Annotated in this window: 25 protein-coding genes; 12 read left to right on the forward strand and 13 right to left on the reverse strand. The window is 73.7% G+C overall.

Features of this window, described 5'->3' with window-relative positions:
* Positions 1-380: acyl-CoA dehydrogenase family protein (locus H505_RS41765; RefSeq protein ID WP_169528825.1), on the reverse strand; the 380-nt coding region annotated here is incomplete at its 3' end.
* A 104-nt stretch (positions 381-484) separates the two neighbouring features.
* Here H505_RS41765 and H505_RS0114200 point away from each other — a divergent pair.
* From H505_RS0114200 to H505_RS0114220, 5 genes are all read left to right on the forward strand, one after another.
* Positions 485-1,819 carry a UDP-glucose dehydrogenase family protein gene (locus H505_RS0114200; RefSeq protein ID WP_026402537.1) on the forward strand — a complete coding sequence of 445 codons (1,335 nt, stop codon included), beginning with the start codon at positions 485-487 and terminating at the stop codon, positions 1,817-1,819.
* 118 nt (positions 1,820-1,937) lie between these two features.
* Positions 1,938-2,486 carry a TetR/AcrR family transcriptional regulator gene (locus H505_RS0114205; RefSeq protein WP_026402538.1) on the forward strand — a complete coding sequence of 183 codons (549 nt, stop codon included), beginning with the start codon at positions 1,938-1,940 and terminating at the stop codon, positions 2,484-2,486.
* Between the two features lie 125 nt (positions 2,487-2,611).
* Entirely contained in the window at positions 2,612-4,768 is a 2,157-nt protein-coding gene (locus H505_RS0114210; RefSeq protein ID WP_026402539.1) for an MMPL family transporter, read from the forward strand.
* A gap of 177 nt (positions 4,769-4,945) precedes the next feature.
* Positions 4,946-6,316 (forward strand): hemolysin family protein, encoded by a 1,371-nt coding sequence (locus H505_RS0114215; protein WP_026402540.1) that lies wholly within the window; start codon positions 4,946-4,948, stop codon positions 6,314-6,316.
* Positions 6,313-7,332: a hemolysin family protein gene (locus H505_RS0114220; protein ID WP_026402541.1), complete on the forward strand. Its 1,020-nt coding sequence runs from the start codon at positions 6,313-6,315 to the stop codon at positions 7,330-7,332. Before H505_RS0114215 ends, H505_RS0114220 begins: the two co-directional genes overlap by 4 nt.
* A 46-nt stretch (positions 7,333-7,378) precedes the next feature.
* Here the strand turns inward: H505_RS0114220 and H505_RS0114225 are convergent, their stop codons facing one another.
* Positions 7,379-8,179 carry an SAM-dependent methyltransferase gene (locus H505_RS0114225; RefSeq protein WP_026402542.1) on the reverse strand — a complete coding sequence of 267 codons (801 nt, stop codon included), beginning with the start codon at positions 8,177-8,179 and terminating at the stop codon, positions 7,379-7,381.
* Between the two features lie 25 nt (positions 8,180-8,204).
* Positions 8,205-8,813, reverse strand: a complete 609-nt coding sequence (locus H505_RS41770) for a hypothetical protein (protein ID WP_051300661.1) — start codon at positions 8,811-8,813, stop codon at positions 8,205-8,207.
* A gap of 145 nt (positions 8,814-8,958) precedes the next feature.
* On the opposite strand from H505_RS41770, the gene H505_RS0114235 reads away from it, so the two are divergent.
* From H505_RS0114235 to H505_RS0114250, 3 genes are all read left to right on the forward strand, one after another.
* Complete coding sequence (locus H505_RS0114235) at positions 8,959-10,155, forward strand: sensor histidine kinase (RefSeq protein ID WP_064743629.1); 1,197 nt, start codon at positions 8,959-8,961, stop codon at positions 10,153-10,155.
* Positions 10,152-10,805, forward strand: a complete 654-nt coding sequence (locus tag H505_RS0114240; RefSeq protein ID WP_026402544.1) for a response regulator — start codon at positions 10,152-10,154, stop codon at positions 10,803-10,805. Before H505_RS0114235 ends, H505_RS0114240 begins: the two co-directional genes overlap by 4 nt.
* 193 nt (positions 10,806-10,998) lie before the next feature.
* Complete coding sequence (locus H505_RS0114250) at positions 10,999-11,412, forward strand: CoA-binding protein (RefSeq protein WP_026402545.1); 414 nt, start codon at positions 10,999-11,001, stop codon at positions 11,410-11,412.
* Between the two features lie 36 nt (positions 11,413-11,448).
* Here H505_RS0114250 and purE read toward each other — a convergent pair whose 3' ends face one another.
* Both purE and H505_RS0114260 read right to left on the reverse strand, forming a co-directional pair.
* Entirely contained in the window at positions 11,449-11,940 is a 492-nt protein-coding gene (purE, locus tag H505_RS0114255; protein WP_026402546.1) for a 5-(carboxyamino)imidazole ribonucleotide mutase, read from the reverse strand.
* A complete protein-coding gene (locus tag H505_RS0114260) occupies positions 11,937-13,124 on the reverse strand; it encodes a 5-(carboxyamino)imidazole ribonucleotide synthase (RefSeq protein WP_281173439.1) in 1,188 nt (395 codons plus the stop codon). The genes purE and H505_RS0114260 overlap by 4 nt, the downstream gene beginning before the upstream one ends.
* A 227-nt stretch (positions 13,125-13,351) precedes the next feature.
* Between H505_RS0114260 and H505_RS41775 the strand changes: the two genes are divergently transcribed.
* A complete protein-coding gene (locus H505_RS41775; protein ID WP_245592511.1) occupies positions 13,352-13,939 on the forward strand; it encodes a GtrA family protein in 588 nt (195 codons plus the stop codon).
* 46 nt (positions 13,940-13,985) lie between these two features.
* Here H505_RS41775 and H505_RS0114270 read toward each other — a convergent pair whose 3' ends face one another.
* The 5 genes from H505_RS0114270 to glgX form a co-directional block, all read right to left on the reverse strand.
* Positions 13,986-15,260 (reverse strand): ATP-binding protein, encoded by a 1,275-nt coding sequence (locus H505_RS0114270; RefSeq protein ID WP_026402548.1) that lies wholly within the window; start codon positions 15,258-15,260, stop codon positions 13,986-13,988.
* Between the two features lie 93 nt (positions 15,261-15,353).
* Positions 15,354-16,025 carry a response regulator transcription factor gene (locus H505_RS0114275; protein WP_026402549.1) on the reverse strand — a complete coding sequence of 224 codons (672 nt, stop codon included), beginning with the start codon at positions 16,023-16,025 and terminating at the stop codon, positions 15,354-15,356.
* Positions 16,026-16,150: 125 nt separating this feature from the next.
* Positions 16,151-17,959 (reverse strand): malto-oligosyltrehalose trehalohydrolase, encoded by a 1,809-nt coding sequence (gene treZ, locus H505_RS0114280; RefSeq protein ID WP_026402550.1) that lies wholly within the window; start codon positions 17,957-17,959, stop codon positions 16,151-16,153.
* Positions 17,956-20,355, reverse strand: a complete 2,400-nt coding sequence (gene treY, locus H505_RS0114285) for a malto-oligosyltrehalose synthase (protein ID WP_245592512.1) — start codon at positions 20,353-20,355, stop codon at positions 17,956-17,958. Before treY ends, treZ begins: the two co-directional genes overlap by 4 nt.
* The gene (gene glgX / locus H505_RS0114290) at positions 20,348-22,549 is read right to left on the reverse strand and encodes a glycogen debranching protein GlgX (RefSeq protein WP_026402552.1); all 2,202 of its coding nucleotides are present in this window, start codon (positions 22,547-22,549) and stop codon (positions 20,348-20,350) included. The genes treY and glgX overlap by 8 nt, the downstream gene beginning before the upstream one ends.
* Before the next feature lie 183 nt (positions 22,550-22,732).
* Here glgX and H505_RS48525 point away from each other — a divergent pair, with 183 nt between their 5' ends.
* Together H505_RS48525 and bfr are read left to right on the forward strand one after the other, a co-directional pair.
* The gene (locus tag H505_RS48525) at positions 22,733-23,122 is read left to right on the forward strand and encodes a (2Fe-2S)-binding protein (protein WP_064743631.1); all 390 of its coding nucleotides are present in this window, start codon (positions 22,733-22,735) and stop codon (positions 23,120-23,122) included.
* Between the two features lie 131 nt (positions 23,123-23,253).
* Complete coding sequence (bfr, locus tag H505_RS0114300; protein ID WP_026402553.1) at positions 23,254-23,751, forward strand: bacterioferritin; 498 nt, start codon at positions 23,254-23,256, stop codon at positions 23,749-23,751.
* Between the two features lie 57 nt (positions 23,752-23,808).
* Here the strand turns inward: bfr and H505_RS0114305 are convergent, their stop codons facing one another.
* Positions 23,809-24,834 (reverse strand): adenylate/guanylate cyclase domain-containing protein, encoded by a 1,026-nt coding sequence (locus H505_RS0114305; protein ID WP_026402554.1) that lies wholly within the window; start codon positions 24,832-24,834, stop codon positions 23,809-23,811.
* 90 nt (positions 24,835-24,924) lie between these two features.
* Complete coding sequence (locus H505_RS0114310; protein ID WP_026402555.1) at positions 24,925-25,782, reverse strand: biotin--[acetyl-CoA-carboxylase] ligase; 858 nt, start codon at positions 25,780-25,782, stop codon at positions 24,925-24,927.
* A 49-nt stretch (positions 25,783-25,831) separates the two neighbouring features.
* On the opposite strand from H505_RS0114310, the gene H505_RS0114315 reads away from it, so the two are divergent.
* The gene (locus H505_RS0114315; RefSeq protein ID WP_026402556.1) at positions 25,832-26,608 is read left to right on the forward strand and encodes an enoyl-CoA hydratase/isomerase family protein; all 777 of its coding nucleotides are present in this window, start codon (positions 25,832-25,834) and stop codon (positions 26,606-26,608) included.
* On the opposite strand, the gene H505_RS0114320 is transcribed toward H505_RS0114315, so the two are convergent.
* The gene (locus tag H505_RS0114320) at positions 26,605-26,952 is read right to left on the reverse strand and encodes a hypothetical protein (RefSeq protein ID WP_157432994.1); all 348 of its coding nucleotides are present in this window, start codon (positions 26,950-26,952) and stop codon (positions 26,605-26,607) included. The genes H505_RS0114315 and H505_RS0114320 overlap by 4 nt on opposite strands.
* Positions 26,953-26,956 lie beyond the last annotated feature (4 nt).

A 26,956-nucleotide genomic window follows, 5' to 3' on the forward strand; every position in this document is an offset into this window, starting at 1 on the left:
TACGAGAACATCGCCTCGCCCGCCGCGACCGGCCCCAGGAACTTCTTCTTCAGCTCCCGCGACCCCGCCAGCAGCACCGGCACCGTCCCCAGCTTGTTCACCGCCGGGATCAGCGACGACGACCCGCACGCCCGCGCGACCTCCTCGATCACGATCACCGTCGCCAACGCGTCCGCACCCGCACCACCGAACTCCTCCGGCACATGCACCGCGTGCAGATCATTGGCGACCAGCGCCTCCAGCGCCTCCCGCGGGAACCGCGACTCCTCGTCCACCTCCGCCGCGAACGGAGCGATCTTCGCATCGGCCAGCTCGCGCACCGTGCTGCGCAGCAGCTCGTGCTCCTCCGACGGAGCGTACGTGGGAAAATCAGGGTTCATGCCGCCGATGTTACCGGCAAGTACACTTCGCCCGCCCGTGCAGTGACCGACCGCACCCGGGGAAGGGTCCGTAAGGTCCGCAGCAGTCCCGAGAGGAGCCCGCATTGGCCCACCGGCTGACCGTCATCGGAACCGGTTACCTCGGCACCACGCACGCCGCCTGCATGGCCGACCTGGGCTTCGAGGTGCTCGGGCTGGACGCCGACGCGGAGAAGATCGCGCGGCTGTCGGCCGGCGACCTGCCGTTCTACGAGCCCGGTCTCGAACCCGTCCTGCGGCGGAACCTGGCGAACCGCCGCCTCCGCTTCACCACGTCCTTCCAGGAGCTCGCCGACTTCGGTGACGTCCACTTCCTCTGCGTCGGCACCCCGCAGAAGGCCGACGCGTACGCCGCCGACCTCGCCTTCATGGACGCCGCCGTCGCGGCGCTCGCGCCGCTGCTGCGCCGCCCGTGCCTCGTCGTCGGGAAGTCCACCGTGCCGGTCGGCACCGCCGAACGCCTCGCCGGCGTCCTCGCCGGGCTCGCGCCCGTCGGCGGCGACGCCGTCCTCGCCTGGAACCCCGAGTTCCTGCGGGAGGGCTTCGCCGTCCGGGACACCCTGCACCCGGACCGGATCGTCGCCGGGCTGCCCGCCGAGCAGGGCGCCGCCGAGCACGCCGAGAAGGTGCTGCGCGAGGTCTACGCGGCGGCGCTCGCCGACGGCACCCCGTTCGTCACCGCCGACCTGCGCACCGCCGAGCTCGTCAAGACGGCGGCGAACGCGTTCCTCGCCACCAAGATCTCCTTCATCAACGCGATGGCCGAGGTGTGCGAGGCGGCCGGCGCCGACGTCACCCGGCTCGCCGAGGCGCTCGCCCACGACGACCGCATCGGCGGCCGGTTCCTCGGGCCCGGCCTCGGGTTCGGCGGGGGCTGCCTCCCCAAGGACATCCGCGCCTTCATGGCCCGCGCCGACGAGCTGGGCGCGTCGCGCGCGCTCACGTTCCTGCGCGAGGTCGACGAGATCAACGTGCGGCGCCGCGTCCGGACGGTCGACGTCGCGCGGGCCGCCCTCGGCGGCTCGTTCGCCGGGCGCGCCGTCGCCGTGCTCGGCGCCGCGTTCAAGCCCGACTCCGACGACGTCCGCGACTCCCCCGCCCTGGACGTCGCCGCGTCGATCCAGGCGCAGGGCGGCACGGTCACCGTCTTCGACCCGAAGGCCATGGCGAACGCCCGCCGGGTGCAGCCGTCCCTCGGCTTCGCCGCCTCGGCCGCCGACGCGGCCGCGGCCGGCGCCCGCGCCCTGTTGCTCACCGAGTGGCGCGAGTTCCGCGCGCTGGCGCCGTCCGACCTGGCGCCCGTCGTCGCCGGGCGGGTCGTCCTCGACGCCCGCAACGTGCTCGACGCGGACGCCTGGCGCGCCGCGGGCTGGACGTACCTGGCGCTGGGCCGCCCCTGACGGCGCCGCTCGCGGCGGCGCGCGGTCGCCCGGTCGCGGAACGTGCCCGGATCGCGCGTGACGAAGGACACTGTCCGATCGGTCAGACTCTGACCGATCGGACAGTTATCGTTGTCCCATGACCCGTCCGTCCAGCGGCCTGCACGACCGGATCCTCGCCTCGGCGCTGCATTTGTTCGTCGAACGCGGGTACCGGGGAACCTCGCTGCAGGACATCGCGACCGGCGTCGGATGCTCCAAGGCGTCGCTGCTGTACCACTTCAGCAACAAGGAGGCGATCCTCACCGAGCTGATGGTCCCCGTCATGCGGGAGGCCGAGCGACTCGACGCCCGCCTGGACGGCCTGGACGGCGCGGACGCCGCCGTGGCCGCGGTCACCGAGTTCGCCGAGCTCGCCATCCGGTACCGGCGCGAGGTCAAGCTGCTGTTCGACAACCTCGCCGAGGCCACCATGCTCGACACCGGCCCCCCGAAGCTCGAAGGGTTCGGGGAACGGCTGGTGGACGCGTTCGCGGGCGGCTCGCTCGCGTTCGAGGACCAGGTGGCGGCGCGGATGGCGCTCGGCGGCATGTTCCTGACCACCGCGGATCTGTCCCTGGACGACGAAGCCCTGCGGGACGCGCTGGTCGCCGCGGCCCTGCGCACGCTCGGACGCACCCCCGACTGACCCCGACCGACCCCCCGGCCGGCGCCGTCCGGCCGGCCGACCTCGACCGAACCCCCACCGGCGAGACGCCGCACCCGCGGCGGTTTCGTGCTGCCCTCCTCTCCGACTGAAAGGTCTGTTCCCTCATGGCGACCTTGCTCTACCGGCTTGGCCGCTGGTGCTTCGGGCGCCGCGGCACGGTCGTGGCGATATGGCTCATCCTGCTGGGCGTGATGGGCGGAGCCGCGGCCGCGTTCATGGGTCCGACCACCGACGAGTTCCGCATGCCGGGCACCGAGTCCCAGCAGGCGATGGACTCCCTGCAGAAGGACTTCCCGCAGGCGGCGGGCGCGTCCGGCACGATCGCCATCGCCGCGCCCGAAGGCGCGAAGCTCAACCCCGGCGAGGTCGCGCCCGTCGTCCGGGAGGCGGCCGCCGTGCCCGGCGTCGTCGCCGCCCTCGACCCGTTCCAGAGCGGCTCGGTGTCGCCCGACGGCCGGTACGCGCTCGTCCAGGTCCAGTTCGAGGAGGAGGCGCAGAAGCTCACCGACGCGCAGCGCGAGGCGTACTCCGAGATCGGCCGGGACATCGACGGGCTGGAGGTCGCGGCGGGCGGCGAGCCCGCCGTCGCGGTGCCCGCGATGGGCAGCGCCGAGATCATCGGCGTGATCGTCGCCGCGGTGGTGCTGCTGGTCACCTTCGGCTCCCTGGTGGCCGCCGGGATGACGCTCGTCAACGCCCTGATCGGGGTCGGCGTCGGGATGGCCGGGCTGTACGCGCTGACCGGCGCCGTCGAACTCAGCTCCACCACGCCCGTCCTGGCGCTGATGCTGGGACTCGCCGTCGGCATCGACTACTCGCTGTTCATCACGTCCCGCTACCGGCAGAACCTCCTCGACGGGCTGGAGGCCCGGGAGGCCGCCGGGCGCGCGATCGGCACGGCCGGGTCGGCGGTGGTGTTCGCCGGCGTCACCGTGGTGATCGCGCTGGCCGGGCTGTCGGTCGTCGGCATCCCGTTCCTCGCCGCGATGGGCCTCGCCGCCGCCGCGACCGTCGCCGTCGCCGTCCTGGTCGCGCTCACGCTGCTGCCCGCCGTCCTGGCGTTCGCCGGGCCCCGGGTGCTGCCGCGCGGACGGCGCGACGGCGCGCCCGCGCCGAAGAAGCGGGAGAACTTCGGCTACCGGTGGGGCCGCGGCGTGCTGAAGCTGCGCGTGCCCGTGCTGCTCGTCGGGATCCTCGGGCTGGGCGCGCTCGCGCTGCCCGTCACCGACATGCGGCTCGCGCTGCCGGACGCGGGCACCGCGGCGGAGGACTCGTCGCAGCGGCAGGCGTACGACCTGATCAGCGAGGGCTTCGGCCCCGGCTTCAACGGGCGCCTCATGACGGTCGTGTCCGGCGAGACCCCCGCGGCCACGCAGGCCGCCGCGCAGCAGACCGCGCAGACCATCGGCGGCATGGACGGCGTCGCCGCGGTGGCGCCCCCGCAGCTCAACGAGGCGGGGACGACCGCGCTGGTCGCCGTCGTCCCGGAGAGCGGGCCCACCGACGCCGCGACCGAGGACCTCGTCCACGACATCCGCGACCGGGTCGACGCCGTCGCGGGCGCCGACGTCGCGCTGACCGGCATGACGGCGATGGGGATCGACGTCTCCGAGAAGCTGGCCGAGGCCCTGCCGGTCTACCTGATCCTGGTGGTGGGCCTCTCGGTGCTGCTGCTGATGGTCGTGTTCCGGTCGCTGCTCGTCCCGCTGAAGGCGGCGCTGGGCTTCCTGCTGACGGTCGCCGCGACGTTCGGCATCACCACGGCCGTGTTCCAGCAGGGCCACCTGGCCGGGCTCGTCGGCGTCGACACTCCGGGGCCGCTGATCAGCTTCCTGCCGATCATCCTCGTCGGCATCCTGTTCGGCCTCGCGATGGACTACGAGGTGTTCCTGGTGTCGAAGATGCGGGAGGACTACGTCCACGGCGACACGCCCCGGCAGGCCACCGTCAACGGGCTCGGGCAGAACGCGCGGGTCGTCACCGCCGCGGCGATCATCATGATCGCGGTGTTCGGCGGGTTCGTCCTCGCGCACGACCCGATCATCAAGTCGATCGGGTTCGCGCTCGCCGTCGGCGTCTTCATCGACGCGTTCGTCGTGCGGATGACGCTCGTCCCGGCGGCCATGTCGCTGCTCGGCCGCGGCGCCTGGTGGCTGCCGCGCTGGCTCGACCGGGCCGTGCCGAACCTGGACATCGAGGGCGAGAAGCTCCGCGGCGAGCTCGCGGCGCCCGAGCCGGAACCCGCGTACAGCACCCGCTGACGCACGTTGGCGGAAATAACGTTCGCGGAAAGAAACCGCCAAGGGCGGGAGGGTCCGGTGACCTTCCCGCCCCTGTGGCAATGATCACCCCCGCGGGGGAACCCGACCGGGCGTCTCGTCGTTGGAGTCGGTGAGTCATATGTACGAACATCACATCGCTGAGCGGGCCGGCCGCTGTTGACCGCACTGCTGTCGCTGGTCCTCGGGATCCTGGTGATCCTGCTGATCACCGCCCTCACCGGATACTTCGTCGCGCAGGAATTCGCCTTCATGGCGGTCGACCGGTCCCGGCTCCAGGCCCGCGCGGGCTCCGGAGACGGCGCCGCGGGCCGCGCCCTCGCCGTCACCCGCCGCACCTCGTTCATGCTGTCGGGCGCCCAGCTGGGCATCACCGTCACCGGGCTGCTCGTCGGCTACGTCGCCGAACCGCTGGTCGGCGAGGCCCTCGGCGACCTCCTCGGCGGCGCCGGGGTCTCCACGGCCGCGGGCGTCGCCGCGGGGACCGTCCTGGCGCTCCTCCTGTCCACCGTCGTGCAGATGGTGTTCGGGGAGCTGTTCCCGAAGAACCTCGCCATCGCCCGGCCCGAGCCCGTCGCCCGGTGGCTGTCCCGGTCGACCCTCGTCTACCTCAAGGTCTTCGGGTGGCTCATCCGGGTGTTCGACGCGTCGTCGAACCTGCTGCTGAAGGCACTGCGCATCGAACCCGTCCACGACGTGGAGCACTCCGCCACCGAGCGGGACCTCGCGCACATCGTGGCCGACTCGCGGCGCAGCGGCGACCTCCCGCCCGACCTGTCGATGCTGCTCGACCGGATCCTCGACTTCCCCCGCCGGGACGTCGAGCACGCCATGATCCCCCGCGCGCACGTCGACACCGTCGACGACACCGCGACGATCGGCGAGGTCCGCACCGCGATGAGCACCGGCCACTCCCGCTACCCCGTGCTGGACGCCGAGGAGCGCGTGGTCGGCGTCGCGCACCTCGACGACGTCCTGGCCGCCGCCGGACGCGCCACCGACCCGGTGTCGACGATCATGCGGCCGGCCACGGTCGTCCCGACCCTCATGGCGCTGCCCACCGCCCTCGACCACCTCGCCGGGAACCGCGCCGAACTCGCCTGCGTCATCGACGAGTTCGGCGGCTTCGACGGCATCCTCACCCTCGAGGACCTCGCCGAGGAACTCGTCGGCGAGATCACCGACGAGCACGACACCGCCGACGACGAACCCGCGATCGTGCGGGACGGCGACGCCTGGATCATCCCCGGCGGCGTCCACATCGACGAGGTCGAGCGCGCCATCGACCACCGGCTGCCCGAGGGCGGCTACGAGACCCTCGCCGGGCTCGTCATCGCCGCCCACGGCGCCCTCCCGGACCCCGGCGCCCAACTCGACGTCGAGCTGCCCGCCGACCCCGCGGACCTCGCCTACGACGAGGAGCCGCCGGCCCGGTTCGTCCACGTGGAGGTCCTCGACGTCGACAACCGCGTGCCGTCGTCCGTCCGGCTGACGATCACGGCCGCGGCCGCGGCGGAGGAGGACCGATGAGCGACCCGTGGGCGGTCCTCGCCGCCACCGTCGCGATCATCGCGCTCAGCGCGTTCTTCGTCGCCGTGGAGTTCGCGCTCATCGCCGCGAAGCGGCACCGGCTGGAGGACGCCGCCCCGACGAGCCGCTCCGCGCGGGCCGCGCTGCGCAGCTCGTCCGAGCTGACGGTCCTGCTCGCGGGCGCCCAGCTCGGCATCACGGTCTGCACCCTGGCGCTCGGCGCGATCACCAAGCCCGCCGTGCACCACTGGCTCACGCCCGTGTTCACCTCGTGGAGCGCCCCGCTGTGGCTCGCGGACGCCGCCGGGTTCGTCCTCGCGCTGGTCATCGTGACGTTCCTGCACCTGGTCGTCGGGGAGATGGCGCCGAAGTCGTGGGCGATCGCGCATCCGGAGCGGTCGGCGACCCTCCTCGCGATCCCGATGCGCGGCTTCATGTGGCTGACCCGCCCGCTGCTGCGCGCCCTGAACGAGTCCGCGAACCGGTGCCTGCGCAAGGTCGGGGTGCAGGCCGCCGACCAGGTCGAGTCCGGCCAGGACCCGGACGCCCTGCGCCACCTCGTCGAGCACTCCGCGAACGTCGGCGCCCTCGACGCCCGCTACTCGGTCCAGCTCTCCGACGCCCTCGACCTGCGCAACCTCGAGATCGGCGACCTGGTCCGGCGGGACGCCCCGCTCACCGCGGTCGCGCCGGACGCGACCGTCGCCGACGTGCAGGACGCCGGGCGCGCGTCCGGCCACCTGCGGATCCTGGTCCCCGGCCCGGCCTGGTCGGTGGTCCACGTCCGCGACACCCTGACCTCGCCCGACACCGCCCCGGCGGCGCCGCTGACCCGCCCCGCCTACCAGGTGGAGGCCGGCACGCCCGTCTACACGGTGCTCACCCGGATGCGCGAGACCGGCAACCAGCTCGCGCTCGTCACCGAGCAGGGCTCGGTCGTCGGCGTCGTCACCATCACCGACATCCTCCGCCGCCTCTTCCACCGCACCGCCGAGGCCCGGCCGGGGCCGGGCTGACCGGCCCCCCGGCCGGGGGCCGGCCGGGGGGCGGCACCGGGGGCCGTCAGGGTTTGCGGGCGACGCCGCAGAAGGCGTCCACCTGCGGGGGCGTGCCGAAGGCGTCCGATTCGGGACGCCACCGCGACACCGACACCACGCCCGGTTCGACGAGGTCGAGGCCGTCGAAGAAGCGGGCGATCCGGTCGGGCGTGCGCAGCTCGTAGTCGTAGCCCGACTCGTCCCGGACGCGTTCGGCCTCGGCCGCCGCGTCCGGGCGGACGGTCTTGGTGCCGTCCTCGAGGACGAGGTGGCTGCCGGGGGCGAGGGCGTCGAGGAGGGTCCGCAGGATCGCCCGCGCCTCCCCGTCGTCCGGGACCGTGCCGAGGACGCCGAGCAGCATCAGCCCGACGGGGCGGTCGAAGTCCAGCGTCTCGGCGGCGGCGCGCAGGACGCCCTCGGGGTCGCGGGCGTCGGCGTCGATGTAGGCGCACGCGCCCTCGGGGGTGCTCGTCAGCAGCGCGCGGGCGTGCGTGAGGACGAGCGGGTCGTTGTCGACGTACACGATGCGGGAGTCGGGCGCGACGCGCTGCGCGACCTCGTGGGTGTTGTCGTGGGTCGGCAGGCCGGTGCCGATGTCGAGGAACTGGCGGACGCCCGCCTCCTCGGCCAGGTACCGGACGGCCCGGCCGAGGAACGCGCGGGCGTGCCGGGGCACCTCGTCGAACCCCGGGTAGGCCCGCAGGATCTCCTCGGCGAACGCGCGGTCGACGGGATAGTTGTCCTTGCCTCCGACGAAGTAGTTCCAGACCCGGGCCTGGTGCGCCGCGCTCGTGTCGATCGCGGGCGGAGCCGGCGGCTCCTCCATGGGCTGCTCCCCTGGACGAAGATCATCAATGGCGCCCATTGTGCCCGTCCCGCCGCCCCGCTGATCGGGATTCGGCCGGACGCGGCCGGACCGGGACGGGCGCGGCGGGCAGCAGGGCCGCGCCGAGCAGCGCGGCGGTCACCGGGATCAGGTCCTTGGCGGCCGCGGCGACCACGATGGCGGCCACCGCGAGCACGGGACTCCACCACGGCACGCCCCGGACGGACGCGAGCACGGCGAGCTGCGCGACCAGACCGACGAAGAACAACTGCGGCACGACGGTGTACACGAGCGGTTCCACGCCGGGGGTCTCGGAGACCTGCCGGAAGTGCGTCTCCATCTCCGGGCGGCTCGTGGAAGCGAACCCGACGGCGATGTCGACGGCGAACTGGACCGCGAGGGCCGCCGCGCCCGCCAGCGCGAGCACGGCGGGGACCAAGGCGAGGACGGGACGGCCGGCGGCGCGGCGCCGCAGGCCGAGGACGACCGGGACGAAGCAGGCGAGGCCCGCGAGGAACGCGACGTGGCCGAGGGTCCACGCGGCGCCGGGACCGTAGCGGTCGTCCAGCCCGTCGTAGAGGCGGATCACTCCGTAGGCCAGCATGAGCGCCGGGCCGAGCAGAAGGGTCTTCATGCCGGACGAGCCTGCCGCCCGGCGGCCCGGAGCGGATCGCCGCCCGGAGCGAACCCGGGCCTCGCCGGTGCGGGCGAGGACGGCGGCCGGAGATCCCTCTCACCGGCGAGGTGCCGGGGCGGGCGCGCGGGATAGCTTGAGCGTCATGTCCGTTCTGGCCCGGCCCCTCCGGGCGTTCCGGAGACCGCCGGACCTCGCGGTCGACGCGGCCCTCGCCCTCGCGGTGCTGCTGGCGCAGCTCGCGCCGTTCACGACGATGCACGGCCCGTGGTCCGCCGCGCTCTACGCGCCCGTCCTCGGGTCGTCGCTGCCGCTGCTGCTCCGGCGCCGCCTCCCCGTCACCGCCATGGTCGCCGTGCTGGTGTCCGTCCCGCTGTACGACCTGGTCGGCGGCGGGCCGAGCCAGCCGATCTGGTACGGCTGGCTCGTCGCGGTGTACACGGTCGCCGACCGGTCGCCGCACCGCGACCGGCTGCTCGCGCTCGCGGTCACGGCGGCGAGCACGCTGCTCGTCGTGCGTCCCGGGTCGGTGGACACCGCGGTGCGGGGCGCGGCGATCTGGCTCGCCGCGTACGCGCTGGGGCGGGCGGCGGCGCTGCGCCGGCAGCGCGCCGCCGACCTGGAGGAGCGGGCGGTGCGGCTGGAGCGGGAGCGCCGGCTGGAGGCGGAGCGGGCGGCGGAGCGGGAGCGGACGCGGATCGCGCGGGACATGCACGACGTGCTCGCCCACGCCGTCAGCCTGATGGTGGTGCAGGCCGAGTCGGGGCCGCTGGTCGTGCGGTCGGACCCGGACCGGGCCGAGGCCGCGTTCGACGCGATCGCGGCGTCCGGGCGGGACGCGATGGGGCAGCTCCGCCGGATGCTGGGCCTGCTGAAGGACGACGACGGCCCCCGGGACGCGCAGCCGAGCCTGGCGCGGCTTCCCGAACTGGCGGGACGCGTCCGCGAGACCGGCCTGCCGGTCTCGCTCAGCGTCGACGGCGTCCCCCTCCCGGAGCCCCCGTCGGCCCCGGCGCCCGCCGGTGCGGCCGCCCGGCTCGCGACGCTGCGGCCCGACGTCGACGCGGCCGCGTACCGGATCGTCCAGGAGGCGCTGACGAACGCGGTGAAGCACGCCGGGGCCGACCGCGTGGACGTCGCGCTGGCCTGGGAGGGCGACGTCCTGCGGGTCACCGTCACCGACGACGGGCGGGGCCCCGGGCGGGCGGGCGGCGGGGGCCGCGGGCTGGTCGGCGTCCGCGAGCGGGCCGCGGCGTGCGGCGGGGACGCCTCGTTCGGCCCGGCGCCGGGCGGCCGCGGCGCCCGCGTCGAGGCGCGGCTGCCGGCGGGGGCGGACACGTGACGATCGCCGTGGTGGTCGCGGACGACCAGGAGCTGGTGCGCAGCGGGTTCGCGCTCATCCTCGACACGCAGCCCGACATCGCGGTCGTCGCCGAGGCGGCCGACGGCCGCGCCGCGGTCGAGGCCGTCCGCGCGCACCGTCCGGACGTCGCGCTGCTCGACATCCGCATGCCCGGGACGGACGGCATCGAGGCGGCCCGCGAGATCTGCGCGCACACCGCCACCCGGGCGCTGATGCTGACCACGTTCGACCAGGACGACTACGTCTACGACGCCCTGCGGGCCGGGGCGAGCGGGTTCCTGCTGAAGGACGTCCGCCGGGACGACCTCGTGCACGCCGTGCGGGTGGTCGCGGCCGGGGAGGCGCTGCTCGCGCCGACCGTGACCCGCCGGCTGATCGGGGACGTGCTGAGCGGGCGTCCCGCCGTCCGGGACGCGCCCGCGCTGGGCGCGCTCACCGACCGGGAGCGGCAGACGCTCACGCTCGTCGGGCGCGGCCTGTCGAACGCCGAGATCGCGGCGGAACTGGTCGTCAGCGAGCACACGGTGAAGACCCACGTGAGCAACGTGCTGGCGAAGCTCGGCGCGCGCGACCGCGTGCAGGCGGTGATCGCGGCCTACGAGTCGGGCCTGATCCGCCCGGGCGGCTGAAGGCGCCCTAGACTCCGCCCATGAGCGAGTTGATCACCCAGCCGGCGCGGTTCGCGGTCGAGACGATCTTCCCGCTGCTCGGCACCGTCACCACCGCCGACGCGGTGATCGCCGCGCTCGGCTGACCGGAACGAGCGTCCGGCGTCCGGCGTCCGGCGGGAACGATCGACGCGGGCCGGGTGTTGTGCCCGGTATGGATGCTTCCTTCGCGGACCCGGACGTGATCACCCGGCTGCTGGCCGAGTCCCGCACCTGGGCGTTCGTCGGGCTGAACGACCGTCCGGAACGGGTGGTGCACCAGCAGGCGGGCCTGCTGCAGGCGCGCGGCAAGCGGATCTTCCCGGTGCACCCGTCGCGCGCGGAGGTGCTCGGCGAGCCCGGGTACGCGGCGCTGGCCGACCTGCCCGAGAAGGTCGACGTCGTCGGCGTCTACCGGCGCTCGGAGTACGCGGGCGCGGTGATCGACCAGGCCGTCGCGGCGGGCGCCGGCGCCGTGTGGCTGCCGCTGGGCGTCGTCGACGAGGACGCCGGCCGCCGCGCGCTCGACGCCGGACTCGACGTCGTCATGGACCGCTGCCCCGCCATCGAGTGGAGCAAGCGCCACTGACGGGCCGGCGGCGGCGCGGCGGGCGCCGGGCGGCGGTCAGAGGGATTCGCGGAGGCGTTTGCCCTTGGCCTTGGCCTGCCCGTAGAGGTCCTGCTGGAAGACCTTCATCTTCGCCCGCAGGTCCTCGTCGGCGGCGGCCAGCATGCGGACGGCCAGCAGGCCCGCGTTGCGGGCGGCGCCGACCGCCACCGTCGCGACCGGGACCCCCGCGGGCATCTGCACGATCGACAGCAGCGAGTCCATCCCGTCGAGGTGCTTCAGCGGGACGGGCACGCCGATGACCGGCAGCGGCGTCACCGACGCCAGCATGCCCGGCAGGTGCGCCGCGCCGCCCGCGCCCGCGATGATCACCTGGAGGCCGCGGTCGGCGGCCTCCTCGCCGTAGGCGATCATGTCGTGCGGCATGCGGTGCGCGGAGACCACGTCGGCCTCGAACGGTACGCCGAACTCGTCGAGGGCCTCCCCGGCCGCCCGCATGACGGGCCAGTCGGAGTCGCTGCCCATGACGACGCCCACGCGCGGGCTCATGCGTTCTCCTCGTTCTCGGGCTTCATCGCCGGACCCCAGCGGAGGTAGTCGGCGGCGTGGCGGGCGCGCTCGCGGACCTCCGCGAGATCGTCGCCGAGCGCGGTGACGTGCCCGATCTTGCGGCCGGGCCGCACGTCCTTGCCGTAGAAGTGGACCTTGACGGCCGGGTCGTGCGCCATCACGTGGATGTAGCGGGAGTAGACGTCCGGGTCGTCGCCGCCGAGGACGTTCGCCATGACGGTGACGGGCGCGGTGGGCGCGGTGGAGCCGAGGGGCAGGTCCAGGACGGCGCGCAGGTGCTGCTCGAACTGGGACGTGCGCGAACCCTCGATCGTCCAGTGGCCGGAGTTGTGCGGGCGCATGGCCAGCTCGTTGACGACCGGTCCGGCCGCGGTCTCGAACAGCTCGACGGCGAGCAGCCCGACGACGCCGAGGGCGTCCGCGATGCCGAGGGCGAGGTTCTGCGCCTCGACGGCGGCGTCGTCGGACAGGCCCGGCGCCGGCGCGATGACCTCGGTGCAGATGCCGTTCTCCTGGACGGTCTCGACGATCGGGTACGCGGCGCCCTGCCCGTAGGGGGAGCGCGCGACGAGCGCGGCGAGTTCGCGGCGGAACGCGACGTGCTCCTCGACCATGAGGTCGAGGCCCTGCCCGAGCAGGTCGGCCACCAGCGCCGCGGCGGCGTCGCCGAGGGCGTCCAGGACCCACACGCCCTTGCCGTCGTACCCGCCCCGGACGGCCTTGAGCACCACGGGGAGCCCGTGGTCGCGGGCGAACGCCTCCAGCGCGGGGACCGCGCCGTCGGCGGGCAGGGGGGCGTACGCAGGGCACGGGGCGCCGAGCGCGCTCAGCCGCTCCCGCATGACGAGCTTGTCCTGGGCGTGGGCGAGGGCCGCGGAGCCGGGGCGGCAGGGCGTGCCGGACGCCTCCAGGTCGCGGATGTGGTCGCCGGGGACGTGCTCGTGGTCGAAGGTGACCACGTCGCAGCCCTCGGCGAACGCCCGCAGGTCGGCGAGGGCGCGGTCGTCGCCCACCCGGACGTCCGCGACGGCCTGCGCCGCGGAGTCGTCCGGCGCGCCGGCGAGGACGCGCAGCGGGACGCCCAGGGCGATCGCGGCCTGCTGCGTCATCCGGGCGAGCTGACCGCCGCCGGCCATGCCGACGACGGGGGTAGAAAGGGTCACGTCGAAAGGTTATCGGCCGTGCGCCGTGAACAAACCACGTGTACTGTGCGTCGGATTCGGTGTGGGCTCCCTAGGGCGCGGGCAGGGAACCTCCGGAACAACGTGAAACGTTCATGTTCAGGCGTCTCCGGCACCGCGTGCGTCTATCCTCGTTGTGCTCCCGCATCGGCCGCCCGTCGCGGCGCCGCAGCCGAGGTCCGGAAGGACGGTTCCCCTACGTGAGCCTGGTGGCCAGTCTTCAGCGAAAGTTCGAGCACCTGGTGCGCGAACTCGCCAAGTTCGGCAGCGTGGGCGCGATCGCGTTCGTCATCACGATGATCGTCAGCAACGTGCTGCACGCCGGGCTCGACGTGGGGCCGATGACGTCGTTCCTGGTCGCCACGGTGGTGGCCACGACGTTCTCCTACCTGGCGAACCGGTACTGGACGTTCCGGCACCGCGACCGCAGCGGGGTCGGCCGCGAGTACGTGCTCTTCTTCGCGCTGAACGGCGTCGGCCTCGTGATCACCCAGCTGTTCATCGGGTTCACGATCTACGTGCTGCGGCTGGAGGGGCCGATCCCCTACAACACGGCGATGATCGTCGGGACGGGCGCGGCGACGCTGTTCCGGTTCTGGGCGTACAAGAAGTGGGTGTTCCTGCCGGCGGGCGCCCCGCCGGTCGACCCGGCGTCCGGGCTGCCGGAGCCGGTGGACGGCGACACGGCGGGCGACGCGGCGGGCGACACGGCGGGGGCGCACCGCGCGGACGCCCGGCCCGCGCCGCGGCTCGGCCACCCCCTCGATTCCCCCGCCCAGGACTACGTCGCGCGCTGACCGCGCGCCCTCCCCGCCCGGTTCGCACCGACGGGCCCGCCCGTCCTCAGGCGGGTCCGATGACGACGCGTTCCGCGGCCAGCCGGGCCTGGGCGGTCTGCCGGAGGAACACCCCGAACACGGCGGGACGGGCCTGGATCAGCTCCAGCCGTCCGCCGTCCACGACCGCGAGGGAGCGGGCCAGGTAGAGGCCGAGGCCGGTGCCGCGGCCGCCGCTGACGCTCCGCTCGAAGATCCGCGGTTCGAGGTCGGGCGGGATGCCCTCGCCCTCGTCGCCGACCTCGACCACGACCGAACTGCCGCCCGGCTTGGTGTGGATCGTCACGGTTCCGGCGCCGTGCATGAGCGAGTTGTCCAGGAGGGTCGCGACGATCTGGGAGAGGCCCTCGGGGTTGGTCATGCCGACGAGGCCCTGCTCGCCGATGATGCGGACGTCCCGTCCGGCGCGGCGGAAGATCGGCCGCCACTCCTCCACCTGCTGGGCGATGATGTCGTCGATGGGGGCGGGGACGGCGCCGCCGGTGCGGTCGTGGCGGGCGCGGGCGAGGAGCTGCTCGACGACGGCGACGAGGCGCTCGGTCTGCGCGACGGCCGCCGCGCCCTCCTCGCGGACGACGTCCGGGTAGTCGGCCGCCTCGATCATCTCGTCGAGCCGCATGGACAGGGCGGTGAGCGGGGTGCGCAGCTGGTGGCTGGCGTCCGCGGCGAACTCCCGGCTGGAGGCGAGCAGGTCGGCGATGCGGACGGCGCTGCGGTCGAGGACCTCGGCGACCCGGTCGACCTCGGGGATGCCGTAGCGGCGGCGCCGCGGGCGGGCGTTGCCGGTGCCGAGCCGGTCGGCGGTCTCGGCGAGGTCGATGAGCGGGAGGGTGAGCTTGCGGGCCTGCACCATGGCGAGGCCGACGGTGACGGCGACGCCCAGCAGGGCGAGGCTGCCGATCAGCAGGAGGAGGCGCAGCTCGGCGTCCCGCACCTGCGACGCGGGCCGGGACACCCGGACGCGCACGCCCCCGGCGGACGTGGCCGCGGTCAGCGCCCGCCCGGCGCCCGGATCGGGCCCGGCGGCGACCGTGCGGCCGTCCGGCAGGGTGATGAAGATGTGTCGGCCGGGATACTCCCGGGCGATCACCGCGCCGTACAGCGGCCGTCCGGTCTGGAGGCTGTAGCCGACGCCGCCGAGGATGGTGGACGCCTCGCGCTCCAGCGACCTCCGGGCCTCCTCGTGGACGAGCTTGTGGGCGGCGTAGGCGAGGGGGACGCCGAGCAGCAGGATCGCGACCACCGCCACCGCGAGCGTCGACAGCAGGAGTCGGCGCCTCATCAGGGCTCCTTAGGGGTGATGCCACGGCCGCACCGGGCTCCCCGGCCTCTCGGGGAGGCCCGGGGAAGGGTCGCGCGACCGTGGCGGCCGGTGCTAGTCGCCGCGTTCGAACCGGAAGCCGACGCCCCGCACCGTGGTGATGTAGCGGGGACTGCCGGCGTCGTCGCCGAGCTTGCGGCGCAGCCAGGAAATGTGCATGTCGAGGGTCTTCGTGGAACCCCACCAGTTGGTGTCCCACACCTCGCGCATGATCTGTTCGCGGGTCACGACCTTGCCGGCGTCCCTGACCAGGACGCGCAGCAGGTCGAACTCCTTGGTGGTCAGCTGGAGCTCCTGTTCGCCCATCCAGGCCCGGCGCGACTCGGCGTCGATCCGGACCCCCTGGACGATCGGGGTCTCGGTGCTGCCCCGGCGCAGCAGGGCCCGCACCCGGGCGAGCAGTTCGGCGAGCCGGAACGGCTTGGTGACGTAGTCGTCGGCGCCCGCGTCCAGCCCGACGACGGTGTCGACCTCGTCGGCCCGGGCGGTCAGGATCAGTATCGGGACGCCGTGCCCCTCGGCACGCACCCTGCGGGCCACCTCAAGGCCGTCGAGCTCCGGCAGGCCGAGATCGAGCACGATGAGGTCCACGCCGCCCCCGAGGGCCCGCTCCAGCGCCTGCGGTCCGTCCGGGCTGACTTCGACGGTGTACCCCTCGCGACGCAGCGCGCGGGCGAGAGGCTCGGAGATGGACGTGTCGTCCTCGGCGAGCAGTACTGAGGTCATGAACCGATCGTATGACCAATCTTGAACGTTTCTCGGCCGCCGCCGCGCTCTTGACCTGCGGTTTGCCACTCATAGTAGAACCGCGAACACACATCTTTGCCAGTGATCGGGCGATTCCTGGCATGTCACCCGGGGACCGGCGCTTCGAGGACCGCGACGGCGGCCGCCGGAAGCACCAGCGAGCGGATTCCGGAATCGCCGATGGAGTCCGTTTCGAGTTTCACGTCCGGTTCCGAGGCGAGGACGAGGCGGGACGCGGCGGTCGCGATCTCCGCGGAACGGTCGGCGAGGTTCGCGACGACGCGGATCCGGCCGCGCCGGATGGCGACGACGCGTTCCGAGCCGCTTTCCCGGACGTCGACGTCCGTCCGGGTGAGGCGCGGGTCGTTGAGGTCGGGTTCCGAACGGCGGAGCGCGATCAGCGCCCGGTACCAGTCGAGCAGGTCGCGGTGGGGCGGTCCGGCGGCCTCCGCCCAGTCGAGCACCGACCGGCGGAACGTCTCCGGATCCTGCGGGTCGGGGATGTCGCCCGCCCAGCCGTGCCGGGCGAACTCCCGCCGGCGGCCCTCGCTCACCGCCCGTCCGAGATCCGGGTCGACGTGGTCGGTGAAATAGCACCACGGGGTGGACGCGCCCCATTCCTCGCCCATGAACAGCATCGGCGTGAACGGCGACAGGAGGAGGAGCGCGGCCCCCACCTTCTGCATGGGCACGGACAGCGTCGCGCTTATGCGGTCCCCGGACGCGCGATTGCCCACCTGGTCGTGGTTCTGCAGGAAACCCAGAAAACGGTGCGCGGGCGTTGTGCGGACGTCGACGGAACGACCGTGGCGACGCCCCCTGTAGGCCGACATCGTGCCGTCGTGGAAAAACACCCGTGTCAGGGTTTTCTGCAGTACCTCCAATGACCCGAAGTCGCAGTAGTAACCCTGGCGCTCACCGGTCAGGGCCGCGTGCAAAGCGTGGTGGAAATCGTCGCTCCACTGCGCGTCGAGCCCATATCCCCCCGCGTCTCTGGACGTCACCAGGCGCGGATCGTTCAGGTCGGATTCGGCTATCAGGAACAGATTCCGCCCCAGGTGCGCGGACAGGCCCGCCACCGCCTCCGCGAGCTCCTCCAGGATGTGAACGGCGCGCAGGTCGGCGATGGCGTGGACGGCGTCGAGCCGGAGCCCGTCCAGGTGGTGGTCGCGCAGCCACATCAGCGCGTTCTCGACGACGAACGCGCGGACTTCGTCCGACCCCGCCTGGTCGAAGTTCACCGCGTCGCCCCAGGGCGTCATGTGGGCGCCGGTGAAGTACGGGCCGTAGGAGGCGAGGCGGTTCCCGTCCGGGCCCAGATGGTTGTAGACGACGTCCAGGACGACCGCGAGCCCCCGGGCATGGGCGGCGTCCACGAACCGCTTGAGGCCGTCCGGACCGCCGTAGGGCTCGTGCGGGGCCCACAGGTGGACACCGTCGTACCCCCACCCGTGGTGACCGGGGAACGACGCGACGGGCAGCAGCTCTACTGCGTCGATCCCCAGCGACACGAGATGGTCCAAGCGTTCTATGGCCGCGTCGAAGGTTCCTTCCGGGGTGAACGTCCCGACGTGCAGCTCGTACAGGACGCTCCCTGGCAACGGGCGCCCGCGCCACCCGGCGTCCGTCCAGGCGAAGCGGCCGTCGTCGTAGACGCGGCTCGGGCCGTGCACGCCGTTCGGCTGCCACCGGGAGCGCGGGTCCGGCAGGACCTCCGTCTCCTCCGCCGGATCGTCGCTCCCGTCGAGGACGAACCCGTAGTCGGTCCCGTGGGACGCGCCGGGCACGTCCGTCCCCCACCAGCCGGGACGGCCCGGCAGGGGCGCCAGCGGATGCCGGACGAGGTCGGGCGCCGTGCCGCACGCGACGTCCACGCGGCGGGCGTCCGGCGCCCACACCTCGAACCGGGTCAACGCGAGATCTCCCTCGGGACGAGCAGCGCCACCGGGAGCTGCGCGAACACCTCGGCGGCGGGCAGGTCGGGCCCCCAGTGGTACGCGCCCGTCAGGACGTCGTGCCAGCCCTGCCGGCCCGCGCCGACCGTCGTCGAGCCCCAGCCGCCGCGCCGCTCCAGGCCGACCGGCAGCCGGGTGGCGAGCGCGAGCGCGTCGCCGCGCGCGAACCCGACGACGTGGTCGGCGGCGGGCCCCCGGGCGGGCAGCGGCTCGTACCCGGCCGCGGGCCCGAACCAGTCGGGCCGGGACCGGCGCAGCCGCAGCGTCCGCATGGTGACCAGCAGCTTCTCGTCGTCGACGTCCTTCGGGGCGCGGCCGGTGTCGAGGCGGTGCAGCCGCTCGCGGCGCAGCCCGTAGTCGACCGGGCGCCGGTTGTCGGGGTCGACGAGCCCGAGCGCGGTCATCTCGCAGCCCTGGTAGACGTCGGGGACGCCCGGCATGGCGAGCTGCACGAGCTTCTGCCCGAGTGAGTTGACGCGCGCGTACGGGTGGAGGCGGGAGACGAACGCGGTGACGTCCGTGATCAGGTCGGGGTCGGCCAGGACGCGGCGGGCGTGCTCGCGGACGGCGTCCTCGTACCCGGTGTCCGGGTCGAGCCAGGACGTCCGCGTCTTGGCCTCGCGCATCGCCTTGGTGAGGAACTCCGTGAGGCGGCCGGCCTCCAGCGGCCACGCGCCGACGAGCGTCTGCCACAGCAGGTACTCCAGGTCGGGCTCCAGCGGGGAGCGGTCGCCGCCCCACCAGTCCCGCCAGCGGTGCACGGCCTCGGCCCACGCGTCCGGAAGCTCCGACAGGACGTACAGCCAGGCCCGGACGTCCTCCTGCCGCTTGGTGTCGTGCGTGGAGAGCGTCGTCAGGGTCCGGGGCCAGTCGCGGGCGAGGCGGACGCAGTGCGTGTGGAAGTCCGCCGGCTCGACCGAGAACCGGCCCGGGTCGCCGCCCACCTCGTTCAGGGCGGCCATGCGGTTCCACCGGTAGAACGCGGTGTCCTCCACGCCTTTGGCCGCGAGCGGCGCCGTCGTCTGCTGGAACCGGATGATGAACTCGGGGTCCGTTTTCTCGCCCCGCCCCAAGGCGAGGTCCACGATCGTGTCCAGGTCGCCGTGCAGGTCCTCAGACAGCCGTGTGCGCGCGCGCCTGGCGGCCTCTTCCAGGACCTCGACGGCCTGGGGCTGGGCGTCCTCCCCGGGGACGACGTACGCGCGGTACACCGGCATCGCGACGAGCAGTTCGACCAGCGCGCGCCGCAGCCCGGGGCGGTCGCCCGCGACGCGGTGCAGGACGCGCGCGAGCCGGTCGACCTCGGGGCGCAGCCCGTGCTCGGCCGCGTACCGGCGGGACTCCCGCTCGGCCTCCGCGAAGTCCGCCGGGCCGCCGGTCAGGGACGTGTACAGGTCGGTGAGCGGCTTCTCGCCGTCCGGGTCGACGAACAGGCCGCCGATCACCGGCAGCGAGTCGTACCCGGTCGTCCCCGCGCACGGCCAGTCGGACGGCAGCCGCTCCGCGCCCTCGGTGATCTTCTCGACGACGAGCCACGCGTCCGGCACCCGGGCGGCGACGCGGCGCAGGTAGCCGCGCGGGTCGGCGAGGCCGTCCGGATGGTCCACGCGCAGGCCGTCCACGAGGCCCTGGTCGGCGAGGTCGAACGGGAGGGCGTGGGTGGTGTCGAACACCTCCCGGTCCTCCTGGCGGAGGCCGATGAGCCCGGAGATGTCGAAGAACCGGCGGTAGTTGGGCTCGCCGTCCCCGGGCAGGACGAGCCGTCCGCCGCCCGCGTCCCAGTCCACGTCGAACCAGCGGGCGAAGGGGGACGACCGGCCGTCGGCCAGGACGGCGGCCAGCGGGGCGTTCAGGTCGGGCGGGTCGGGGATCGCCATGTGGTTCGGGACGATGTCGACCAGCAGGCGCAGCCCGTGCGCGCGGAACCGGGTCGCCATCGCGCCGAACGCCTCGGCGCCGCCCAGTTCGTCGGCGAGCCGCGCGTGGTCGACGACGTCGTAGCCGTGCGCGGAACCGGGCGCCGCCTTCAGAACCGGCGACAGGTAGACGTGGGACACGCCGAGCGCGGCCAGGTAGGGCGCGAGCGCGGCGGCCTCGGCGAAGCCGAAGTGCTCCTCGGGCGTCCCGCGGAGCTGGATGCGGTAGGTGCCGGACGGGGGTGCGGCGGGACCGTCCGCCGGGATCTCCTCAGCCATGTCGTCCTCGGTGGGGTCGGGGGCGTGGTCGGGCGGGGAAGGCTGGTGGGGCGGGGGTCCCGCCGCGCCGGGCCCGGGCGCGGACGGGCCCGGCGCGGAGGGGTCGGGCGCGGAGGAACCGGGCGCGGACGGGTCGGGCGGGCCCGGCGGGTCAGGCACGGCGGAGCACCTGGATGGATCGCGCGGCGACCGGGACGGTCTCGCGGGCCTTCACGACCGGCGACTCCTCCTCCGCGAGCAGGGGGTCGGCGGTGTCCAGCACCTTGATCCACATCTGCCCGTAGGGGGCGGGCGGGAGGACGAACGGCAGGTCGCCGTCGTGCGCGTTGACCAGCAGCATGAACGAGTCGTCGCGGATCCGCCGGCCGCGCCGGTCGGGCTCGCCGATGGCGTCGCCGTTGAGGAACACGTTGAGCGACTTGTTGAACCCGGCCCGCCAGTCGCGGTCGGTCATCTCCTCGCCGCTCGGGCGGAACCACACCAGGTCGGGCAGGTTCTCCGGCTTCGCGCGGGCGCCGCGGGCCTTCCGCTTGCGCTGGTCGCCGCGGAAGAACCGGCGGCGCCGGAACACCGGGTGCCGGGTGCGCAGCTTGGACAGGCGCCGAACGAAGTCGAGCATCGGCCCGCGCTCGTCGAAGCCGTGGAGGTCGGCGGGGTCGGTTGGTCGGGGCGAGCACGTGTCGTCGCGGAGGCCGGTCCAGTCGATCCAGGAGAGTTCGGAGTCCTGGCAGTAGGCGTTGTTGTTGCCCTTCTGCGTGCGGCCCAGCTCGTCGCCGTGCGACAGCATCGGCACGCCCTGCGACAGGAAGAGCGTCGTGAGGAAGTTGCGCTTCTGCCGTTCGCGCAGGGCGATGACGTCGAGGTCGTCCGTCGGGCCCTCGACGCCGCAGTTCCACGACCGGTCGTCGTCCGTCCCGTCCCGGTTCGACTCGCCGTTCGCCTCGTTGTGCTTGTGGTCGTAGGAGACGAGGTCGTGCAGCGTGAACCCGTCGTGGCAGGTGATGAAGTTGATCGACGCGATCGGGCGGCGGCCGTCGTCGGCGTAGAGGTCGGACGACCCGGTCAGGCGGGACGCGAAGTCGGGCATCGTGCCCGGACGCCCGCGCCAGAAGTCGCGCATGGTGTCGCGGTACTGCCCGTTCCACTCCGTCCACAGCGGCGGGAAGTTCCCCACCTGGTAACCGCCCTCGCCCACGTCCCAGGGTTCGGCGATCAGCTTCACCTGGGAGACGACCGGGTCCTGCTGGACGAGGTCGAAGAACGCCGACAGCCGGTCGACGGCGTGCAGCTCGCGGGCGAGGGTGGCGGCGAGGTCGAACCGGAAGCCGTCCACGTGCATCTCGGTCACCCAGTACCGCAGCGAGTCCATGATGAGCTGCAGGACGTGCGGGCTGTGCATCAGCAGGCTGTTGCCGGTGCCCGTCGTGTCCATGTAGTAGCGCCGGTCGTCCTCGGCGAGCCGGTAGTACGAGGCGTTGTCGAGACCGCGGAACGACAGCGTCGGGCCGAGGTGGTTGCCCTCCGCCGTGTGGTTGTAGACGACGTCGAGAATCACCTCCATCCCCGCCTCGTGCAGCGCCTTCACCATCGACTTGAACTCCAGCACCTGCTCGCCCCGGTGCCCGGACGACGAGTACTCGTTGTGCGGCGCGAAGAACCCGATCGTGTTGTAGCCCCAGTAGTTGCGCAGCCCCCGCCGCGTCAGCGCGTCGTCGTGGACGAACTGGTGCACCGGCATCAGCTCGACCGCCGTCACCCCGAGCGACTTCAGATGGTCGACGACCACCGGGTGGGCGAGGCCCGCGTACGTCCCGCGCAGGTCCTTCGGCACTTCCGGGTGGCGGGCGGTCAGCCCCTTGACGTGCGCCTCGTAGATCACCGTCTCGTGGTAGGGGATGCGCGGCGGCCGGTCGTCGCCCCAGTCGAAGTACGGGCTGACGACCACCGACCGCATCGTGTGCCGCGCCGAGTCGGCGTCGTTGCGCGAGCACGGGTCGCCGAACCGGTAGCCGAAGCACGACTCGTCCCAGTCGACCTCGCCCTCGACGGCCTGCGCGTACGGGTCCAGCAGCAGCTTCGCCGGGTTGCAGCGCAGGCCGCGGCGCGGGTCGTACGGGCCGTGCACCCGGTACCCGTAGCGGCGCCCCGGCATGACGCCGGGCAGGTAGGCGTGCCAGACGAACGCGTCGGCCTCCTCGAGGACGACCCGGGTCTCCTCGCCGTCCGCGGCGGGGCCGTCGAACAGGCACAGCTCGACCCGCTCGGCGGCCTCGGAGTAGACGGCGAAGTTCGTCCCGGCGCCGTCGAACCTGGCGCCGAGCGGATACGCCTCGCCCGGCCACACCTGTGCCATGTCCCGCCCTCCCGTCGGTGCGCTGGAAGCCCTTCCCTGTGAGGGCTGGATCACACCGATCGGGAGTCCTCTGGTCAGAACGGACATCCGTGGGCTACCTTAGGGGAGCCTTACCTTATTGAGGACTCCCTAAGAGCCCAGGTCAGGCCCGGAACGAGAAGTCGGACGGAAGGCCCGAACCGGATGTACGTCTGCATCTGCAACGCCGTCACCGAGGACGACGTGCACGGCTGCATGGCGAACGGTGCGTGCGCCACCGTCAAGGACGTCAAGGCCGCCTGCGGCATGAAGCCCGGCTGCGGCTCCTGCACCCGGCGGATCTCCGCGCTGGTCAGCGAGTACCGCACCGCGAGCGAGCTGGCGGACGCCCTCACCGGCGGGCCGCTCCCGCTGGCCGCCGTCCCCGAGCCCGCGCCCCCGCCGCCCGGCACCGTGGCGCCCGTCACGGCGAAGCCGGGCCCCGGAGCCCCCGAGACGTTCGTCGCCGACCCGCTCGCCGAGCGGCCGGCGGTGTCCGAACCCGTGATGTCCGACCAGGTCGAAAGGGGGACCGCACCGCCCACGGCGGCCTGAGCCTTCCCTAACCGAACAGCGGCGAGCGCCCATCCCGGAATTCCCGGATCAGGCGCCCACGAACCGTGCGAAACGGACACGCACCCCGCCCGGTGCTGTCACGCGCCGCTCGGCCATGTAAGTATGGCCATATGGAAGGCGACAAGGACATCATCAATCTCCTCAACGAGCAGCTCACCGCGGAGCTCACCGCGATCAACCAGTACTTCCTGCACTCGAAGATGCAGGAGAACTGGGGCTTCACCCGGATCGCCAAGCACACCCGCGACGAGTCCATCGACGAGATGCGGCACGCGGAGCACCTCACGAACCGCATCCTGTTCCTCGAGGGCCTCCCGAACTACCAGAAGCTCGGCACGCTGCGCATCGGGCAGACCGTCATCGAGCAGCTCAAGGCCGACCTGGAGATCGAGAAGGAGGCCGTCGCCCGGCTGGTCCCCGGCATCGAGCTGATGCGCTCGCGCGGCGACATCACCTCCGCGCGGCTCTTCGAGCACATCCTCGAGGACGAGGAGCAGCACATCGACTACCTGGAGACCGAGCTGAGCCTCGTCGACGCCCTCGGCGAGCAGAACTACCTGCAGCGGCTCACCGGCTCCCCCGGCGAGAACGGGCCCGACTCCGTCTGACCGGACGGGCGGCCGGGCGGACGGGCCGACCGGACGGGTGCGGCGAGATGCCGCGGGTCAGGTGCGGCCCGCGGCGGTGTCCGGGGGCCTGGGAGCGCGCCGCAGCACGTACGGCTGGATGATCCCCAGGCCCTGGACCGGGCGCCGCACGATCCGGGTCACCTCGTAGGCCGGGTCCTTCTCCAGGGCCGCGGCCAGCTCGGCGTCGATCACCACCGACCCGGGCCGGGCCAGCGACGTGAGCCGCGCCGCCAGGTTCACCGTGGTGCCGAAGACGTCCCCCATCAGCGGCAGCACGGGCCCGTGCGCCACGCCGACCCGGACGTCCGGCACCTCGGTCTCGTCCTGGATCGCCGCCGCGACCGTCAGCGCGATCTCCGCGCCGACCCGCGGCGACTCCGCACTGAACAGCACCTCGTCGCCGAGCGTCTTGACCACCCGGCCGCCGCACGCCGCGATGATGTCCGACGTCGACTCCTCGAACCACTCCACGACCCGCGCCAGCTCGATCTCGTTCAGCTCCCGGCTGACCTGCGTGAACGACACCATGTCCGCGAACCCGACGGTGGTCATGGGCCGTCCGGCGGAGTCGCCGTTCTCGCGGGTGGCGGCCGCCGCGAGCGCGCGCGTCCCGGCCGAGGCGAGCTGCCGCCGCCACGCGTGCAGGACGAGCGGCTCGAACTCCCCGATGTGCGACTCGGCGATCCCCACGATCGCGTTCAGCGCCTCGGCCGACGGCGTCTCGTTCGGGTCCTCGCTGATCATGCTGCGCAGCAGGCTGACCTGCCATTCGGCGAGGCGCGTCATCGTCTGCCCGAACGCCCGGACGAGCCGGATCACGCCCTCCTCGTCCAGGACGCCGTCCTCCACCAGCCGCCGCATCCGGCACAGCGCGTCGACGTCGCCCTCGGTGTAGGCGACGGCGTCGTCGGGCATCGTCGGGTAGCCGAAGGCCCGCCAGATCCGGCCGGAGAACTCCCGGGACACCCCCGACAGGCGGACGGCGTCCACGCGCGTGTAGCGCAGCTCGCCGCCGAGGAGGAGCTGCTCGATCTCCTTCGGATCCGGCAATCCGGGTGCCATCCTCCGCCCCTCAGTGCACCGGCGCGGTGGGCTCCGCCGGCGGCGTCGTGGTCCGGTACCAGGACATATCGTGGCAGATCGCCGGGCGTTTCACCCGTCCGTCCCCCGGACGTGCACCACATCACCCGCACTGACCGCCCGATCGCCGGACGGCCCGGACACCACCAGCCGGCCCGACTCGTCCACGTCCCGGGCGGTGCCCGTCAACCGCTCGTCCGCCGGCAGCTCGACCCGCACCGCCCGCCCGAGGGTCGCGCAGAGCTCCTTGTAGGCGGGGCGGAGGCCGCTGCGCTCCGGATCGCCGTCCAGCGCCGTCCACTCCCGGTACCAGGTGCCGAACTCCCGCAGGATCGCGCGCAGCAGCGGCGCCCGGTCGCTCAGCGGCGCCCCCTCGATCGCCAGCGACGTCGCCGTCGGCACCGGGAGCTCCTCCGCCCGCAGCCCGACGTTCAGCCCGACGCCGACGACGAGGCCGCCCTCGACCTTCTCCGCGAGGATCCCGGCCAGCTTCCGCTCCCCCACCAGCAGGTCGTTCGGCCACTTCAACCGGACGTCGACCGCGGCGTCCCCGGACTCGGCGTCCCGCGAGAACGCCGTCATCCGGCGGACGGCCGTCGCCACCGCGACGCCCGTCAGCAGCGGCAGCCACCCGAGCCGCGCCACCGGCACCCCGGGGCGCACCAGCACCGAGAACATCAGCCCCGACCGCGGCGGCGCCCGCCACGGCCGGCCCAGCCGCCCCCGCCCCGCCGTCTGCAGCTCGGTCACCAGCACGGTGCCCTCCGGCGCGCCCTCCCGGGCCAGCGCCGCCAGGTCCGCGTTCGTCGACCCGGTCTCCTGCACCACCCGGACCTCGCGCCACAGCCCGTCCGGGCGGACGAGCGCGCGGTGCAGCGCCGCCTCGTGCAGCGGCGGCCGGTCCAGGTCCCCGTACGGTGAGTCGCTCACGTACCCATCCAACATCACCGGCCCCACCGCCGCCGTCTAGGGTGCGGGCATGGACGGAGTGACCCTGGTGCGGGACCACGAGCACGTCGCCGAGATCGTGCTCGACAGACCGGAAGCCCTCAACGCCCTCTCCACCGCGATGGCCCGCCGGCTCGCCGCCGTGTGCGCCGAGGTGGCCGCCGACGCGTCCGTGCGCGCGGTCGTCGTCGCCGCCGCGGGCGAGAAGGCGTTCTGCGTGGGCGCGGACCTCAAGGAGCGCAACTCCATGACCGACGCGGAGATCCTGGCGCAGCGCCCGGTCTTCCGCGCCGCGTTCGGCGGCGTCCTCGGCCTTCCGCAGCCGGTCGTCGCCGCCGTGCACGGCTACGCGCTCGGCGGCGGCTGCGAGATCGCGCTGTCCGCCGACCTGATCGTCGCGGACGAGTCCGCCGTGTTCGGCCTGCCCGAGGTCGGCGTCGGCCTCATCCCGGCGGGCGGCGGCACCCAGCTCGCGCTGCGCCGCCTCGGCCCCGGCAAGGCCGCCGACCTCGTCCTCACCGGCCGCCGCCTCGGGGTCGAGGAGGCCCTGGAGTTCGGCATCGCCGACCGCAAGGTCCCCGCGGGCTCCGCCCGCGAGGAGGCCCGCGCCCTCGCCGCCGTCATCGCGGGCAACTCCCCCGTCGCGGTCCGCGCCGCCAAGCGCGCCCTCCGCCAGGGCGGCGGCGTCCCCCTCGAGGCCGGCCTCGACATCGAGGAGAACGCCTGGCGCACCGCGGTCCTGTCCCCGGACCGCGCCGAGGGCATCGCCGCCTTCAACGAGAAGCGCAAGCCCGTCTGGCCCGGTTAGAGCACGGCGACCAGGACGGCGGCGGACAGGTAGAACGCGGTCATCAGGTAGCCCAGGGCCATGCCCCACAGGGCGACCGTGCGGGCGTCGACCATGTCGATGGTCACCTCGCCCGCGCGCCAGCGGCGGCGGGCGAGGTGGCCGCAGACGACCGCGGGGACGCCGAAGGGGAACAGGCAGACGGCCGCCACGGCCAGGGCCGGCGAACGGCCCTGCGCGGCGGCCGCGCCGGGGGGCGCCGCCGCGGCGTGCGCCGCGCGGCCGATGGCGTCCTTCGACACTTCGGCCGTGTAGTGCGGCGGCGGCTGGGGGTGGCCCGGGGGGTTCGAGGGGTGTCCTGTCACGGAC

This window comes from Actinomadura rifamycini DSM 43936 (genome assembly GCF_000425065.1).
Lineage (GTDB): Bacteria > Actinomycetota > Actinomycetes > Streptosporangiales > Streptosporangiaceae > Spirillospora > Spirillospora rifamycini.